The 16,105-nt window shown below is 76.6% G+C and carries 8 protein-coding genes; 2 read left to right on the top strand and 6 right to left on the bottom strand.

Annotated features, from left to right (window positions below):
* Positions 1–33: 33 nt before the first annotated feature.
* Both ABD296_RS10385 and ABD296_RS10380 read left to right on the top strand, forming a co-directional pair.
* Positions 34–396, top strand: coding sequence for a DUF6191 domain-containing protein (locus ABD296_RS10385; protein ID WP_344264112.1), 363 nt, complete (start codon positions 34–36; stop codon positions 394–396).
* 52 nt (positions 397–448) lie between these two features.
* Positions 449–847 (top strand): hypothetical protein, encoded by a 399-nt coding sequence (locus ABD296_RS10380; RefSeq protein WP_344264110.1) that lies wholly within the window; start codon positions 449–451, stop codon positions 845–847.
* A gap of 13 nt (positions 848–860) precedes the next feature.
* On the opposite strand, the gene ABD296_RS10375 is transcribed toward ABD296_RS10380, so the two are convergent.
* Genes ABD296_RS10375 through ABD296_RS10350 form a run of 6 tightly spaced genes read right to left on the bottom strand, consistent with a single transcriptional unit; the run spans position 861 to position 16,004 of the window.
* The gene (locus ABD296_RS10375; protein WP_344264108.1) at positions 861–1,775 is read right to left on the bottom strand and encodes a hypothetical protein; all 915 of its coding nucleotides are present in this window, start codon (positions 1,773–1,775) and stop codon (positions 861–863) included.
* Positions 1,772–2,995, bottom strand: a complete 1,224-nt coding sequence (locus tag ABD296_RS10370) for a glycosyltransferase (protein ID WP_344264106.1) — start codon at positions 2,993–2,995, stop codon at positions 1,772–1,774. Before ABD296_RS10370 ends, ABD296_RS10375 begins: the two co-directional genes overlap by 4 nt.
* Complete coding sequence (locus ABD296_RS10365) at positions 2,992–3,816, bottom strand: alpha/beta fold hydrolase (RefSeq protein WP_344264104.1); 825 nt, start codon at positions 3,814–3,816, stop codon at positions 2,992–2,994. The genes ABD296_RS10370 and ABD296_RS10365 overlap by 4 nt, the downstream gene beginning before the upstream one ends.
* Entirely contained in the window at positions 3,809–4,090 is a 282-nt protein-coding gene (locus ABD296_RS10360; protein WP_344264102.1) for an acyl carrier protein, read from the bottom strand. The genes ABD296_RS10365 and ABD296_RS10360 overlap by 8 nt, the downstream gene beginning before the upstream one ends.
* The gene (locus ABD296_RS10355; protein ID WP_344264100.1) at positions 4,087–8,352 is read right to left on the bottom strand and encodes a beta-ketoacyl synthase N-terminal-like domain-containing protein; all 4,266 of its coding nucleotides are present in this window, start codon (positions 8,350–8,352) and stop codon (positions 4,087–4,089) included. Before ABD296_RS10355 ends, ABD296_RS10360 begins: the two co-directional genes overlap by 4 nt.
* Positions 8,349–16,004 (bottom strand): SDR family NAD(P)-dependent oxidoreductase, encoded by a 7,656-nt coding sequence (locus ABD296_RS10350; protein ID WP_344264098.1) that lies wholly within the window; start codon positions 16,002–16,004, stop codon positions 8,349–8,351. Before ABD296_RS10350 ends, ABD296_RS10355 begins: the two co-directional genes overlap by 4 nt.
* Positions 16,005–16,105: the final 101 nt, after the last annotated feature.

Genomic DNA, 16,105 nt, shown 5'->3' with positions numbered 1-16,105 from the left:
ATCAATCTGGAGGCTCGTCGCGTTGGAGCTTGTGTGAAATCACCGTTTCGCCGCCGCAAGCGCGTCAAGGGGCGCCCGATGGGCAACCGTCCCGACCAGGCCGGTCACGAGCCCGTCGAATGGCCCACGGAGGGCACCGGCCGGTCGACGCTGATGGGCGCCATCCGCGGCGACGGGGAGACCGGCGCCGGCTTCGGCGGCGGCATGTTCGAGGACCTCGCCTCGGCGTTCGAGGGCTCGAAGAAGATCAAGCAGGAGGAGCAGCAGCGGCAGAAGGTGCTGCGCCAGGACGACCACGAGCAGGCCGGGGACGGTTCCGCCCGCGACGACCTGGACTCCGGCAAGATCCGGATCCGCCGGAACGGGCCGATCACCCCGCCGCCCGCGACCGAGTGACATGTCCGGTTTGGGTCGAACATAGGTTCGAATTCCGGGTTATCGTGGAGCCGTGAGCACCTACGTCCCGCCCGGCTGGCCCTCGCAGGTGCACCCACCGGGCACCGACCGCTTCGAGGACACCGCTCTCAGCTGGCTGCTGGAGCTCGTCCCGCCCGAGTACCGGCGCTACGGCGTCCTGCGCCGCTATCCGATCGCGCTCGCGCGGATGGCGCGGCACCACGTCAACGCGTCCGTCGACGCCGCCCGTGAGGGGTTCCGCACCGCCCGCGTCGATCTCGCGCCCCTCGTCCCGCCGCACGGCGTGGAGGCCGTCCTGGAGGCGTACCGCCGCGAGGGCGCCCGCCTCGTCTCGCTCCTCCAGGCCATCGAACTCGTCGAGACCGCCCTGCGCTCCCAGGCCGAACCCGACGACCCCGCCCACCGCCGCCCCTTCACTCCCAAACTCTGACCGGCGACCGCTTCTAGAAGTGAGCCGGGTTCGGGGTGGTGGCTGAGGGGGCGGGGAGGGCTGTCAGGAGGCGGGGTGGGCGTGGAAGGACGGGCGTCAGGCGGGTGGTGAGGGCCGTGCGGACGTGGGGGACGGCCGTGGTGGGGGCCAGGGCGACGATGCAGGCGCCGATCTTGCGGCCGCCGAGGGCGCCGGCGTCGAGGGCGGTGCGGAGGGCGAGGTCGGGCAGCGGGTCGCCGAAGGCGTGGGCGTCGGTGAGGAGAGCCCCGAGGGCGGACGGCCCGGACACGCGGACGGCGGCGGCGGCGCGGGCGGCGGCACCGGCCGGGGTCGGCAGCGGGGACGAGTGGCGGGCGGCGAGGTCGACGATGAGGACGCGGAGGTCGCAGGCGGCCAGGTCGAACGGGACGTGCTCTGTGGTGCCGGGTGCGGTCAGCAGGGCGTGGGCCTCGCGGGCCTGCAACGACGTCTTGTAGGCGGGGTGCTCGGTGAGCGGGTGCGGGCCGGCGGGCGGGCCGTGCAGGGCGCGCAGGGCCAGGTAGGTGGCGGCGGCGGTCTCGGCGCCGGTGAGGAGCCCGGTCTCGGCGGGCAGCTCGCGGTTGATCACCAGGCGGGCGCCGGGCGCGGGGTCGGCGTGGGCGTTCAGGACGGCGACGGCCTCCCGGGCCCAGTGCGGGACTGGGCCCGTGGCGGAGGTGACGCCGTCGGTCTGGTGGTTGACCGAGTAGAGCGACGTGGTGCCGTCGGCGTCCGCCGCGACCGTGACGCCCCAGGGCAGCGCGATGGTGAGGCCGTCCAGGAGCGGCAGGCCGATCGGAGCGCGGTGCACCGCCGCCGGCGGGCGGCCGTGGACGCGTTCGAAGTCGTAGGCCGTCATCCGGACGTCGAGGGACGTGGCGATGCCGCTCACGTCCAGCCCCGCGGTCACGCCAGTTTCTCCAGGCGGTCGGCGGCCTCGGCGGCGCCGCCGGCGGCGGCGAAGGACTCGCGGACGGCCTCGGCGGCGGCGCGGTGGGCGTCCCCGTCGAGGACGGTGGTCAGCGCGTCGCGGAGCTCGGCGGCGCGGACCCGGCCGAACCGGACCTGCACGCCGGCGCCGGCGGCCTCGACCTGCCGGGCGATGACCGGCTGGTCGTCCCGGATCGGCGCGACGACCAGCGGCAGGCCCTGCGCGAGGCTCTCACAGACGGTGTTGTGCCCGCCGTGGCAGACGACGGCCGCCATCCGCTGCAGCAGCCTGAGCTGCGGGACGTGCTCGCGGACGAGGACGTTCGGCGGCGGGTCGGCGACGATCCCGGGCGGCGCGACGAACACGGCCTGGACGTCGAGGTCGCGGACGGCGTCGGCGGCGACCCGGTAGAACCGTTCGCCGGCCGCCCCGTTGAGGGTGCCGAGCGTCACCAGCACGGCGGGCCGCCCGTCCAGCCACTCCCACGGGAACGCGGCACCCGCCGGCCGGTCGAGCGCGGGGCCGACGAACGCGAAGTGGTCGGGGAAGACCGAGGTGTCCCCGACGAGCGCGCCGGTGGAGAAGATCAGCACGAGGTGGTCGGAGAACCGCAGGTCGAGCAGGTCCTCGATGCCGTGGTCGAGCTGGAAGTCGCCGATCTGCTCGCGCACCCACTCCTCGACCAGCGGCAGCCCGGCGAGGGGCCGGGTGAACTCCGAGGACGTGGTCGCCGAGGTGACCCACGGGATCTCGCGGCGCCGGGCGGCGACCGGCGCGGCCAGCACGATCTGGTCGCTGACCACCACGTCCGGGCGGAACCGGTCGAGCGCGGTCTCGACGCCGGGCATCATCGCGTGGCCGAGCGGGACGATGAAGTCCTCCCACAGGAACCGCAGCGCGGCGGGACCGCGCAGCCGCAGCCAGTCCTCGCGGGCGGCGGCGAGCCGCGCGGCGAACGCGTCGTCCCCCGCGGAGAAGATCCGCGAGCCGGCGCGCAGCAGCGGTTCGAGCGCGGCGCGGTGCCCGGTCCAGGCGACGGTGTGGCCGCGCCGGACGAGCTCGGCGGCGACCGCGACGGTCGGGTTGACGTGCCCGGCGAGCGGCGGGACGGCGAACAGGAACCGCCGCCGGGGCGTCTCGGCGCGCGGGATGCCGGGGGCGCCGAGCAGGGACGGGACCTGGACGCGGCGGCCCTTCACCGGGCACCTCCGCCGACGGCCGCGGGGACGCGGGTCCCCGCGTGGTGGGCCAGCCAGGGCAGGACGACCTCCAGGATCTCGGCCGTCCCCTCGCGCAGCGCGGTGTGGCCGTGGCCGGCCATGACGTGCAGGGTGCAGTCGGGGACGGAGTGCAGCAGCAGCCGCCCGGCGGCGGCGACGTCGGAGTGCTGCCCGTACACGGCGAGGACGGGGCAGCGGACGGCGGCCAGGTCGGCGGGGCGGACGGGGCCGATGGCGGCGACGTCCGCCAGCAGGGTGGTCCGGTTGACGAGGGCGTCGGCGGTGGCCATCTGCCGCCCGGCCCGGCGCCGTCCGGAGGCCAGCATCTGGTCGGCGAACCGCTCGTACTCCAGGATCAGCGACCATCGCGCCAGCGTGTTGAGCAGCCCCTCGGACCAGCCGGGGCCTTCGCCGGGCCCGTGGGCCTCGATCAGCACGAGCCCGGCGACCCGGTCGGGGCGCGCGAGCGCGGCGTTCAGCGCGATGACGCCGCCGAAGCTGTGCGCGACCAGGTGGACGCGGTGGTGGCCGAGCGCGTCGAGGATCGCGAACAGGTCGGCGACGGCGTCGGCGACGCCGTGGCCGGACGGGGTGAGCTCGGTGCGGCCGTGCCCCCGCAGGTCGTACAGGACGGTGCGGGCGCCGGAGCCGGCGATCGGCAGGGCGAGCGTGGTGTAGAAGCTCGACAGGTTGTCCATGACGAGCCCGTGGACGAACACCACGACGGGCGCGTCCGCGTCGTCGCCGGTTCCCGGGGTCTGGACGTGGAAGCGGACCCCGCGGACGGTGAGGTCAGGCATGGGCCGCCTCCGTGGCGGCGATGTGGTCCACCAGGTCCCCGATCGTCAGGTTCATGATCTCGTCGATGTCCATGCCGGCGATGAACGCGGCGAGGTCGACGCCGTCGCCGTAGTGGTCGCGCAGCTTGTCGGCGAGGGCGACGAACTCGATGCTCTCCAGCCCGAGGTCCTCGTTGAAGGTGGTGTCGCGGCCGATCTCCACGTCGAGCAGGAAGTCCTCCCCCACGACCTCGGCCAGCATCCGGACGACCTGCGTCAGGGCGTCGTCGCTCATGTTCGGCTCTCCTCCGTGTCGGTGCCGCCCGCCGTGACCGTCCAGGCCACGACGTGTCCGTCCAGCTCGCGTGTCTCGACCGTGGTGACCGTCCCGCCGCCGGTGACCAGCAGCCGCCCGGCGCCCGCCGCGGTGACGGCGGGCTCGGGGCGGCCGGCCCCGGCGGGGAGGTCCTGCAGGGCGGCCTGCCTGGCGGCGCGGACGCGGGCGTCCTCGCCGGCGGGGGTCAGGCCGATGCCGGCGGGCCCGCCCGCCGGCCGGACCAGGGCGACGCCCAGTTCGGCGTCGCAGGCGATGGACACGGTCAGGTCCTCGCCGAACGGCCCGCTCACTTCGGGGTGTTGCGCCGCTTCGGTCCCGCCCGGCCCATCGCGGACGGTCAGCTCGGCGGGGAACAGGGGTCCGTGGCCGTTGCGCCACAGCCAGTCCCGGACCGCGTCCTTCGCGGCGACGCGCCCGAGCAGCCACGGACCCTGCGCGAACGAGGGCAGCCGCTCGTACTCGGCGCGTTCGGCCGCGCACAGGTACCGCCGCATGACGAGGTCGCGGGACGCGGCGCCGTCCCAGTGCCGGCGCGCCAGGCACCATCCGCCGTCCTGCGGTTCGCCCATCCCGGAGACCTCGGGGGTGAACCTCATCCGCCACACGGCCTCGTCGGTGAAGAAGCGGTGCGCGGTCCATCCGTCGATGCGCGTCCAGAGGGTGCCGTCTTCGCGGACCATCTCGAGGGAGCAGCGCAGGGTGGTGTCCGTAAGCGACTCTGCCCAGATGGTGGTGTCGAGCCGTTCTCCTGCGGACGGCGACGGCCCGTACAGGGAGACGCGTTCGATCCCTACCGGAAAGACGATCTGGTCCTTCTCCCCGTACACCTGGATCCAGTGGCCGCACAGCTGCCCCGCGCTGTCGATGAGCGCGCCCGGCGTGGGGAGGGACGTCAGTACCCCGCGCACCCCGTCCTCCGCCAGCGCGGTCACCTCGGCGACGCCGCGGAAGAGCGGGCCGTGGAACATCCACCGTTCGTCGTAGAGGCGCTCCGCCGCGACCACGGGCGGGCCCTCCCCGGTCAGCGGGGTGCGGTCCGGTGGGGGCGGCGCCGTGTGCCGGTCGGCGAGCAGGACGGTCCCGTCGGCGTGGCCGGGGATGACGACCTTCACCCTGCGCGGCCCGGCCCGTCCGTCGAGGAGGTGGGCGCGGATGTCGGCGGTGGTCGGCGGGGACGCCACGACCCACCGGACGGCGCGGACGTTCTCGAACCCCACCGCGACCGTGTCGGGCAGCAGCTCGCGCGCGGTCGCCGCCATCACCTCCAGCAGCGTCGCCAGCGGGACGATCGGGAACCGGTCCGACATGTCGGACCAGCCGGCGGGCTGCGGCATGACGCAGTGGTCCGCGAGGTAGGGCATCGCCTCCAGCGAGAACACCCGGGAGACCGCCAGCTCGTCGGCGGCGCGGCCCGCGGGGGGCGCGGACGCGGACCCCGGTCCGCCGCCGAGCGCCTCCAGGACCGTCTGCGCGCCGGTCGCCGCGTCGTTGAGCAGCGCCTCCAGCTCGGCCAGCACCGGGTCGTCCGACGGCAGCGACGGCACCGGACCGGCACCGGACCGGACCGGCGGCACGGCGCCGTCCAGCCGGACCAGCGGCGTGCCGAGGTCCAGCCGCATGCCCGCCGACGACGGCGGCGCCGGGGACGCCCCGTACCCCTCCGCCCACAGCGCCGCGACGACCCGCCGCAGCTGCGCCATGCCGTCGCGCTTCGGGACGTTCACCGCCATCGCCAGGTGCTCGCGGCCGCCGAGCCGGTCGCCGACGAACCCGGTGAGGCTCCCCGGGCCGACCTGCACGAACACCCGCGCGTGCGCCGTCCCGTACAGCTGCTCGATCAGCTCGCTGAACCGCACCGGCTCCAGCAGATGCCGCACGACCAGCTCCCGCACCGCGTCCTCGCCCGGCGGGAACGGCGCGACGGTCGTCCCCGACCACACCGGGAAGCGCGGCTCGTGCACCCGGAGCACCTCGAACGAGCCCCGCACCTGCTTCTCGTACACCTCCGCCAGCGGCGTGTGGAACCCCGTCCGGAACGGCAGCTCCCGGCCGAGGACCCCCTCTTCGGCCAGCCGCCCCAGCACCTCGCGGACCTCCTCGGCCGGGCCGCAGATCACCGACTGGTGCGGGCAGTTGTCGTGGCTGACGAACACGCCGGGCCGCCCGGCGATCGCCTCCTGCGCCCGGTCCGCGCCGCAGCCGAGCGCCCCGTACACCGCGTCCGGGACGTCCAGGCCGTCCGGGTCGAGCGCGCGGACGAACGCCTCCGCGGGACCGGCGTCGTAGACACCCGCGACGATCATCGCGGTCCACTCGCCGAGGCTGTGGCCGGCCGCGACGTCCGGCTCGACGCCCAGCTGCGCGAGCGCCGCGGCGAGCAGCCGGCCGACCGCCATCACGTCCGCCGCGTGGCCGAACAGGTCGGTGCGGCCGGTCGGCTCCGGCTTCGGCAGCCCGAAGTGCTCGGCGACGTCGTCCACGCGCGGCTCGAACGCCGCCTCGAAGCCCGGGAACAGGAACGCCAGCCGGCCGCCTTCCGCGAGCAGCGGGCGCGGCGTGAACCACACGTCGCTGCGGCCCCGCCACGGCGTCCCCCGCTGGACGACCGCGCGCGCCAGGTCGAGCCTGCGCGCGGTCGGGCCCACGATGGCCAGGCGGCACGGAAGGTCCGGCGGGCCCTCCCCCACTCGCGCGAGCAGCTCCTCGTCGGGCGCCGCGAGCAGCGCCCCCAGCTCGTCGGCCGTCCGGGCGGCCAGCCTGAGCACGCCCTCCTCCGACCGCGGCGCGTCCAGCCTGCGCCGCCTGCGCGTCCGCGCCGCCGGCGGCTCCTCCAGAACCAGGTGCGCATTCGCGCCGCCGAACCCGAACGCGTTCACCACCGCCCGGCGCGGGCCGTCCACCGGCCGCTCCCACTCGGCGGCCTCCCGGACGATCCGCAACCGCCCGCCGTCCAGCGCCGGATGCGGGTCCTCCACGTGCAGCGTCGGCGGCAGCACCCCGTCGCGCAGCGCGCACGCCGCCTTGATCAGCCCCGCCATCCCCGCCGCCGGCATCGCATGCCCGATCATCGACTTCACCGTGCCGAGGCCGACCGGTGCGCCGTCCGTCCCGAACACGCGGCGCAGCGTCGCCAGCTCCGCCTCGTCCCCCGCCGGCGTCCCCGCCCCGTGCGCCTCCACCAGGCCCAGCGCGCCCGGCGCCCGCGGATCCAGCCCCGCGTCCCGCCAGGCCCGCTCCACCGCCAGGACCTGCCCGTCCACCAGCGGGCTCATGAACCCGGCCGCCCGCCCGTCGCTCGACGACCCCGCCCCCACGATCACCGCGTGGATCCGGTCGCCGGCCCGCACCGCGTCCCCCAGCCGCTTCAGCAGCACCATCCCGGTGCCCTCCGCCAGCAGCGTCCCGTCCGCCGCCCGGTCGAACGGACGGATCGTCTCGCTCGGGCTCAGCGCCCGCAGCTGGCTGAACACGCTCCACACCGTCGCGTGGTGCGCGTGGTGGACGGCCCCCGCCAGCATCGCGTCGGCCTGCCCGCCACGCAGCGCCCGCACCGCGTGTTCCACCGCCAGCAGCGACGACGCGCACGCCGCGTCCAGCGTGTACGCCGGCCCGCGCAGATCGAACCGGTCCGCGATCCGCGCCGCCGCGAAACTCGGCAGCAGCCCCGCCGGCGCGTCCGGGCCGTCCGGGCCCAGCCGGTCGCGGAACGCCCGCCGGACCTCCTCCAGCCGCTCCGCGCCGAGCTCCGGCACCAGCTCCGCCAGCACCCCCGCCACCTGGTGCGACGTCCGCACCCGCTGGTCGAACCGCGCCACCCCCGGGGTGATGTAGCCGCCGCGGCCGACCACCACCCCGATCCGGCCGCGGTCCGGCAGCCGCTCGTCGCCGCCCGCGTCCGCGATCGCCTCCGCCGCCGTCCGCAGCGCCAGCAGCTGGTCCGGCTCCATCCCCGGCACCGACGCCGGCGTGATCCCGAACCGGGCCGGGTCGAACGTCGCCAGCTCGTCCACGAACCCGCCGCGCCGGCAGTAGAACCGGTCGCACTCCGGCGCCCGGCCGTAGGCGTCCGGGTCGTAGTACAGCGCCGGATCCCAGCGGCCCGGCGGCACCTCGGAGATCGCGTCGACCCCCGCCAGCACGTTGCGCCACAGCTCCGCCGCCGACCCGGCGCCGGGGAACACCGCCCCCGCGCCCACGATCGCGATCGGCTCCTGCGTCACCGGACCGTCCCGGTGAACACTGCCTGCGTCTCGTCGCCGTGCGCGATCTCCCGCAGCAGCGCCGCCACCCCCGCGTCCGGATCGATCAGCCCGACGCCGCGCCGCGCGTACTCGCGGGCCAGCTCCGGCGACACCATCCCGCCGCCCGCCCACGGGCCCCAGTCCGCCACCAGCACCCGGCCGCGCAGCCGCGTCCGCCACACGTGCGCGAGCGTGTCGCACGCGTCGTTCGCCGCCGCGTAGTCCGCCTGCCCCCGGTTGCCGTGGACGCCCGCGACGCTGCCGAACACGACGAAGAACCCGACGCCCGGCCGCACCGCCGCCGCCAGCGCCGACGCGCCGTCCACCTTCGTCCGGTACACCCGCTCGAACGACTGGGGCTCCTTGTCGCGGACGAGCCGGTCCTCCACGACCCCCGCGCCGTGCACCACCCCGTCCAGCCGGCCGTGCCGCACGTACACCCGCTCCACGACGTCCCGCACCACGCGCGGCTCCCGCACGTCGCCCGCGTGGTACCGGACCGACGCCGCGTGCTCCTTCAGCGCGTCCAGGTTCGCGCGGATCTCCCGCTCCGCGAGGATCCGCCGCACCGTCGCCTCGATCTCCGCGGGCTTCCGCCCGCCCTGCGCGACCAGCGCACGCCGCAGCCCCGCCTCGTCGGGGACGTCCGGGAAGGACTGCGGCCCCACCGGCTCCAGCGTCCGCCCCATCACCTCGACGTGGCAGCCCGTCGTGCGCGCCAGCTCCAACGCCGTCCGAGCGGTGACGCCCCGCGCGCCCCCGGTCAGCAGGACGACCCCGTCCGGCTCCAGCGGCACCCGCGCCTCGCCCCGCAGCTCCGCCGGCACCAGCCGCGTCGTCCGCCGCAGATCACCCTCGTGCCCGACCGCCACCGGACCGCGGGCGTCCAGCAGCTCCGCCATGATCCGCAACGCGATGGCCCGCGGCGTGTCCTTGGTGTCCACGTCGACCGCCCTGACCAGCGTCTCCGGATACTCCTGCGCGACCGTCGCGGCCAGGCCCCGCAGCCCCGCGCCCGGCCCGGGATCGCCGATCCCGCCGCCGTCGAACGCCCTGCCGAACGTGCCCCCGGCCCCGCTCGCCAGGAGCAGCCACCGCAGCCCGCCCAGCAGCGCCTGCCGGATCCCGGCGTAGGCGTCCGGCAGCACCGCCGTCGCCCCCGGCCGCAGCGCCGCCAGATGCACCAGCCCGTCGCACTTCCCGTCCACGTCCATCGGCGTCCGCACCCGCGCGCCGTACCGCTCCAGCAGGTCGGCCAGCTCCAGCGCGACACCGCACCCGTCGTCCACCACCACGAACGTCCGCCCGTCGAACGCCGTGCCGGTGTCCGCCGGGACCGGCAGCGCCTCCAGGTCCGCCGTCCGCACCACCTGCCGGACGACCCGCCGGGCCCGCTCCCCCGACGGCCGGACCCGCCCGGCCAGCACCCTGCGCGCCCCGGTCGGCTCCTTCTCCACGGGTGTCCCACCGCGCCCGGCGTCAGCCTCGTCCCCGCCGAGCGCCGCGGCCCCGTCCCCGGAAAGCCGCACGACCTCCACGAACGCCGACTTCGGCGCCCCCTCGGGCCGCCCGCCCCCACGCACGTCCGCCTCCGCACCGGCTCGGGACTCCTCCGTCGACCCACCGGAACAAGGCGTCCTCGTCACCTCACGCGGGCCCTGCCCCGCAGACACGTCCCCGTCGCCGCCCTCATCCGCAGCAGCTCCGTCACCATCCCCCGGCCCGCTAAGACCGGACGTCCTCGCCACCACGCGCGGCCCCTGCCCAGCAGGCACGATCCCGTCGCCGTCCTCATCCGCAGCGGCTCCGCTACTCTCCTCCGGCTCGCTAAGACCGGGCGCCCTCGTCACCTCGCGCGAGCCCTGCCCAGTGGACACGGCCACCTCGCCGTCCGCGACTCCCGCTTTCTCTTCGATGGGCCTTGCCGCCGGCACGTCGGGCCGTCCGCCGTCGGTCTCGCCGGACAGGTCTTCAGCCGGTTCGGATGCGCTGGCGCCGCGCTGTGACCAGGTCCCCGCCATCGGTTCGTGCGTGCCAGTGGACGCGTCGTCCGACACGGTCTCCTTCGTCGCCACCGCGGACGCGCCCGCCCGGTCCGCCGGCTCTCCGGCGGACCCCAGCGCGGCCTGCGCCGGGGTGCCCTCGGGGCGGGACGTTTCCGGAAGTGGTGCGTCGGCGGGTGGGGCCGGGTCGTTTTCGGCAGGGGCGGAGGACGCCGGTTCGGGCGCGTCCGCCGCCTGGCCGCCGCGGCGCCTCTCCGGGGAGAGGCCGCCAGAGAGGGCGGAGGTGCCCACGTGGGCGGACGGGCCCGGACGCGACGGGGCCTGGGGCGGGACGTGCGGCCGTTGCGGCCCCGGGTAGAGGCCGGGAGCCTCGGCGGACGGCAGGCGGGTGCGCAGCCAGTCGACGATCCCGCCGATGGTGGTGATGCGGGTGAGCTGCTCGATGACCGCGTCGTCGGAGGCGGTGAGGCCGACGCGCTCGGTGACCTCGCCGATGATGACGGTGCGTTTGATGGAGTCGATGGACAGGTCCGCCTCGAGGTCGAGGTCGGCGTCCAGCATGGATTCGGGGTAGCCGGTGCGGGCGCTGATCACCGCCAGGACGGTGGCGTGGACGTCGCGCGGCGGTTCGGCGGCGGCCGGCAGTTCGGGGATGGTCTCGCCGGGCAGGACGGGACGGGGCGCCGGGACGGGCGCCGGGACGGCGGGCCCGGACCGGGCGGCGGGGTCCGCGCCGAGGTGGCGGAGGATGACCTCGCGCTGCGCGGCGATCAGTTCGCGGCCGGCCCGCAGGTACTCCAGGACGGCGGCGTCGGAGCCGGGCGGGCGGGTGGACGCGGCGAGGCGTTCGGCGGGGCGGAGCGCGCCCGCCGGGTAGCCGCCGTCGGCGGTGCGGACGAGATGGCCGTTGACGATCCAGCCGGGCGCGGCGGTCGGCGCGCCGTCCAGGACGCGGGCGTCGCGCCCGGCGAACAGGGGCTGCGGGTCGACGGGGACGCCGACGGCGGCGAGTTCGGCGAGGGCGTGCAGGAGGCGTTCGAGCGAGTCGCCGCCGGGGGCGTCGCAGGCGACGGCGGTGTGCGGCCGGTCGCCGAGGATGCGCCCGACGAGGCCGGTGAGGACGCGTCCGGGCCCGGCTTCGACGAAGGTGCGGGCGCCGGCGTCGTACATCGCCTCGATCTGCTCGACGAACCGGACGGGCGCGGCGATCTGCCCGGCGAGGGTGGCGGCGAGGTCGGCGGGGTCGCTGTCATAGGGGGCGGCGGCGGTGTTGGACCAGACGGGGAAGGCGGGCGAGCGCAGGTCGCGGCCGGTGAGGGCGGCGCGGAGGGTGCCGGACGCGGCGGCGACGAGCGGGCTGTGGAAGGCGCAGGCGACCGGGATGCGCTCGGCGGCGAGGCCGCGGTCGGACAGGGCGGCGAGCGCGCGGGCGAGCCCGTCGCCGGTGCCGGAGACGACGACCTGGTCGGGTGCGTTGTGGTTGGCGATGACGATCTCCGAGATGCCGGAGATGGCCTCCCTGACCTGCCGCAGCGACGCGCTGACGGCGGCCATCGCGCCGGGGTCGGCGCCCGCCGCGGCGAGGATGGCCTCGGCGCGCGCGGCGCTGAGCTCGATCATGTCGGTGTCGTCGAAGACGCCGGCGGCGCACAGCGCGACGAGTTCGCCGTAGCTGTGCCCGGCGGCGAGGTCGGGGTGGACGCCGACGGCGGTGAGCAGGCGGTGGACGGCCAGGCCCGCGATGCCGAGGGCGGGCTGGGCGACGCGGGTGTCGGTGAGCGCGTCGCGGTGGCGGCGGGCGTCGTCGGGGCCGAACGCGGCGGGCGGGAACATCGCGGGGGCGTAGCGTCCGCCGGCGAGGCGCAGCAGCCGCTGCAGGCGGGGGAAGGCGACGAACAGGCCGGCGAGCATGCCGGGCCGCTGGCTGCCCTGGCCGGGGAACAGGAACGCGACCTGCCCGGGGTCGGCGGCCCGGCGGACGTGCACGCCGGGCGCCGTCCGGAACTCGGCCGCGGCGGCGAGCTTGCCGCGCAGGTCGTCCGGGCCGGTGGCGACGACGGCGACCTGGACGCGGCCCTCGGCGGACGCGCAGGTCCGGGCGAGGTCGCGCAGCCGGGCGGACGGGGCGTCCAGCAGCCGGCGGAGCCGCGCGATCTCGGTGCGGGCGGCGGTGCGGTCGGCGCCGCGGATCAGGAACAGCTCGGCGGGCCATTCGGCGAGGCCGGACACCGGTTCGGGGCCGCCGTCGTAGCCGGAGAGGACGGCGTGGAAGTTGGCGCCGCCGAACCCGAAGCCGCTGACGCCGGCGTATCGGTCGCCGGGCCGGGCGGCCCAGGGCCGCGCGCCGCCGCCGAACGCGAACGGCCCGTCCGGCTTCCATTCGGCGTTCGGGCTGGTGAGGTGCAGGGTGCCGGGCAGGACGCCGGTGTGCAGGGCGTACGCGGTCTTGATCAGGCCGGCCAGCCCGGCGGCGCACTTGGTGTGCCCGATCTGCGACTTGACGGAGCCGAGGGTGACCGAGCCGGGTGCGGCGGCGGAGAACGCGGCGGCGAGGGTGGCGAGCTCGGTGCGGTCGCCGACCTCGGTGCCGGTGCCGTGCGCCTCGACGAGCCCGACGTCGGACGGGCGGACGCCGGCGCGCTCGTAGGCGCGGTCGAGGGCGAGCCGCTGCCCTTCGGCGCGCGGCGCGGTGAGGCCGAGGGAGCGTCCGTCGCTGGATCCGGCGACGGACTTGACGACGGCGTAGACACGGTCGCCGTCGCGTTCGGCGTCGGCGAGCCGCTTGAGCACGACGCACGCGACGCCCTCGCCGAGCGCGATGCCGTCGGCGGCGGCGTCGAACGGGGCGCAGCGGCCGGACGGCGACAGCGCGCGGACGGCCGAGAACATCAGGTAGTCCTGGACGCCGTTGTGCACGTCGGCGCCGCCGCACAGGACCATGTCGCTGCCGCCGGTCGCGAGTTCCTTGCAGGCGGCGTCGAGGGCGGCGAGGGACGCGGCGCAGGCGGCGTCGACGGTGTAGTTGGCGCCGCCGAGGTCGAGCCGGTTGGCGATGCGCCCGGCGATGACGTTGGTGAGGACGCCGGGGAAGGAGTCCTCGGTGGGGGCGGGGAGCTGCTCGTCCAGGCCGGGCGGGACCTCGCCGAGGTAGGACGGCAGGGTGGCGCGCAGGCCGTAGGCGGTGGCGAGCTCGTTGCCGCCCTCGGCGCCGAAGAACACCGAGGTGCGGGACCGGTCGAAGGGCCGGTCGGCGTAGCCGGCGTCCTTCAGCGCGCGGGACGCGACGTCCAGCGCGAGGAGCTGGATCGGTTCGATGCTGCCGAGTGCGCTGGGCGGGATGCCGTAGGAGAGGGCGTCGAACGGGACGTCCGGCAGGAACCCGCCCCATTTCGACCGGGTCTTCCCGGGGGCGGACGGGTCGTAGTGGACGGCCGGGTCCCAGCGTTCGGCGGGCACCTCGGTGACGGAGTCGACGCCGCCGACGATGTTCGCCCAGTAGGCGTCGGCGTCGCGGGCGCCGGGGAACACGCAGCCGATGCCGATGATCGCGATGTCGGCGGGGCGGGCGGCGGGCGCGGCGGACCGGTCCCCGGCGATGCCGAGTTCGGCGGCGCGCGCGGCGAGCAGCTCCCCGGCGCCGGTCGTGACCTGCTCGTGCAGGTCGGTGACGGTGGTCGTGGAGGAGCGCAGTGCCGCGACGTCCCCGATCATGTAGAGCCCTTCGGCGCGCTGCTCGTCGGGGCCGACCGGGGTGGAGCGGCGCAGGCCCTTGCTGGCGATGCGCAGCCGACCGAGGTTGAGGCGTTCGAGCTGCCGCCACATGTCCTGGCGGGGCGTCCCGGCCGCCTCCAGCTCGCGGCGCGTCTCGGCGAACTGCTCGACGTACGGGGTGCGGGCGCAGCGGGTCGCGTGGCCGGGCGAGGTCTCCAGCAGCGCCGTCGCCTCGCACTCCAAAGCGGCCTTCTGGAAGCCGGGCAGGATCGCGCCCGCCGCAACGGCCTCGGCGGTGAACAGGTACGCGGTGCCCATCAGCACGCGGACGTCGGCGCCGCGCTCGGCCAGCGGACCGGCCAGCGCGGCGACCATCGCGGCGGACCGCGCGTCGTGGATCCCGCCGGCGAACATCACCGACAGGCCGGCGGGGTCGCCGCCGAACGCCATGAGCCGCTCGACCTGCGCCTCCCACAGCGGGAAGCTCGCGCGCGGGCCGACGTGCCCGCCGCACTCGCGCCCCTCGAACACGAACTTGCGGGCGCCCTCGGCGAGGAACCGTTCCAGCAGTTCGGGCGACGGGACGTGCAGGTACGCGCTGATCCCGGCGGACTCCAGGGACGCGGCCTGCGCCGGGCGCCCGCCGGAGACGATCGCGTACGGGGGCGCGGCCTCGCGGACGGCGGCGAGCTGCGCCTCCCGGACCTCCGGCGGCGCGAACCCCAGCAGGCCGACGCCCCACGCCCGGCCGGCGAGCCGGTCGGCGGTCTCGCGCAGCAGCGTCCGCACCCGGTCGCCGTCCATCAGCGCGAGCGCCAGGAACGGCAGCGCCCCTTCCTGCGCGACCGCCGCGGCGAACGCCGAACGGTCGCTGACCTGCGTCATCGGGCCCTGCACGACCGGGTACTCGGGGCCGTCCGGGGTCTGCCGGGGCGCCAGCGGCGCGGCCTGCACGGCGGCCCGCAGATGCTCGCCGATCCCCTCGCGGACCGCCTGGACGACGCCGCCGGCGGTGCGGTGCCGGGCGGCCAGCGCGGCGGCGAGCGGGGCGTCCTGCCCGGCCGGCAGCAGCCGCGACCGCAGCCCGGTCGCGCCGAGGCGGGCGTTGACCTCCGCCGGCGTGAGGTCGGCGAGGGCGATGTCCGGCAGGTCGGGGCGCGTGTAGACGCGGTGGCCGTGCACGACGCGGGTCTCCGAGCCGTCCATGGCGGTGAGCGCCGCGGCCACCTCGGCGGGCAGGTCCATCTCCCGGACGAGCGCGAGCTGGACGTCCAGCACCACGCCCGCCGCTCCTCCTGCGACCGCCGCGGCGGCGGTGCGCGGGCCGATGCCGCCGGTCGCGAGGACCGGGACGTCGACGCGCTCGTCGGCGAGCAGGCGTTGCAGCAGCACGAACGTGGTCAGGTCGCCGACCCGGCCGCCCGCCTCGCTGCCCCGGGCGACGAGCGCGGTCCCGCGCGTCCCGGCGAAGCCGCCGGCGACCAGCAGCACCGCGGCGGCCTCGTCGGCGTCGACGACCTCGACCAGCAGCCGGCGCCCGCGCGCGAACCCGGCGATGTCCAGCGAGTCGTCCGAGCGCAGCGCCGGCGCGTCGAACACCACGGTGTCCACGGCGTCCGGCAGCTCCTGCGGGCGGACCCGGCAGCCCGCCGGGACGCGCACCCCGAACCGGCCCGCCCACCAGCGGCGCACGTCGCCGAGCGCGGCCAGCGCCGGCTCCCGGTCGGTGCCGAGGTCCAGCACGCCGTGCCCGCCGGCCCGCGCGACGGCGACCGCGAGCTGGGGCGCGGGACGGCCGAACGGGGTGACCCCGACGATCTCGGTCCGCGGCGCCCGCGCGGGCGCCCGCCGCTCCGGCCCGTCCTGGACGGCCCGTGCCTCTCCCCCGTCCGCCGCCATGCCCCTGTCCGCGGCCATGCACTGCCCCCCGACGCCCTCCCGCGCGGCCCGACCCGGTGACCGCGCGGCTGGTGCCCTCGCTCCCGACAACGGTGCGCAACACTACGGTCAGCGACCGG

Source organism: Actinomadura napierensis (assembly GCF_039529375.1).
In the GTDB taxonomy this organism is placed as follows: Bacteria; Actinomycetota; Actinomycetes; order Streptosporangiales; family Streptosporangiaceae; genus Spirillospora; species Spirillospora napierensis.
This window is presented reverse-complemented; position numbering and strand designations above follow the sequence as displayed.

Excerpts from the sequence above, each read along its gene's own strand:
- ABD296_RS10365 (WP_344264104.1), bottom strand. The coding sequence starts at position 3,816 with ATGCCTGACCTCACCGTCCGCGGGGTCCGCTTCCACGTCCAGACCCCG.
- ABD296_RS10360 (WP_344264102.1), bottom strand. The coding sequence starts at position 4,090 with ATGAGCGACGACGCCCTGACGCAGGTCGTCCGGATGCTGGCCGAGGTC.
- ABD296_RS10350 (WP_344264098.1), bottom strand. The coding sequence starts at position 16,004 with ATGGCCGCGGACAGGGGCATGGCGGCGGACGGGGGAGAGGCACGGGCC.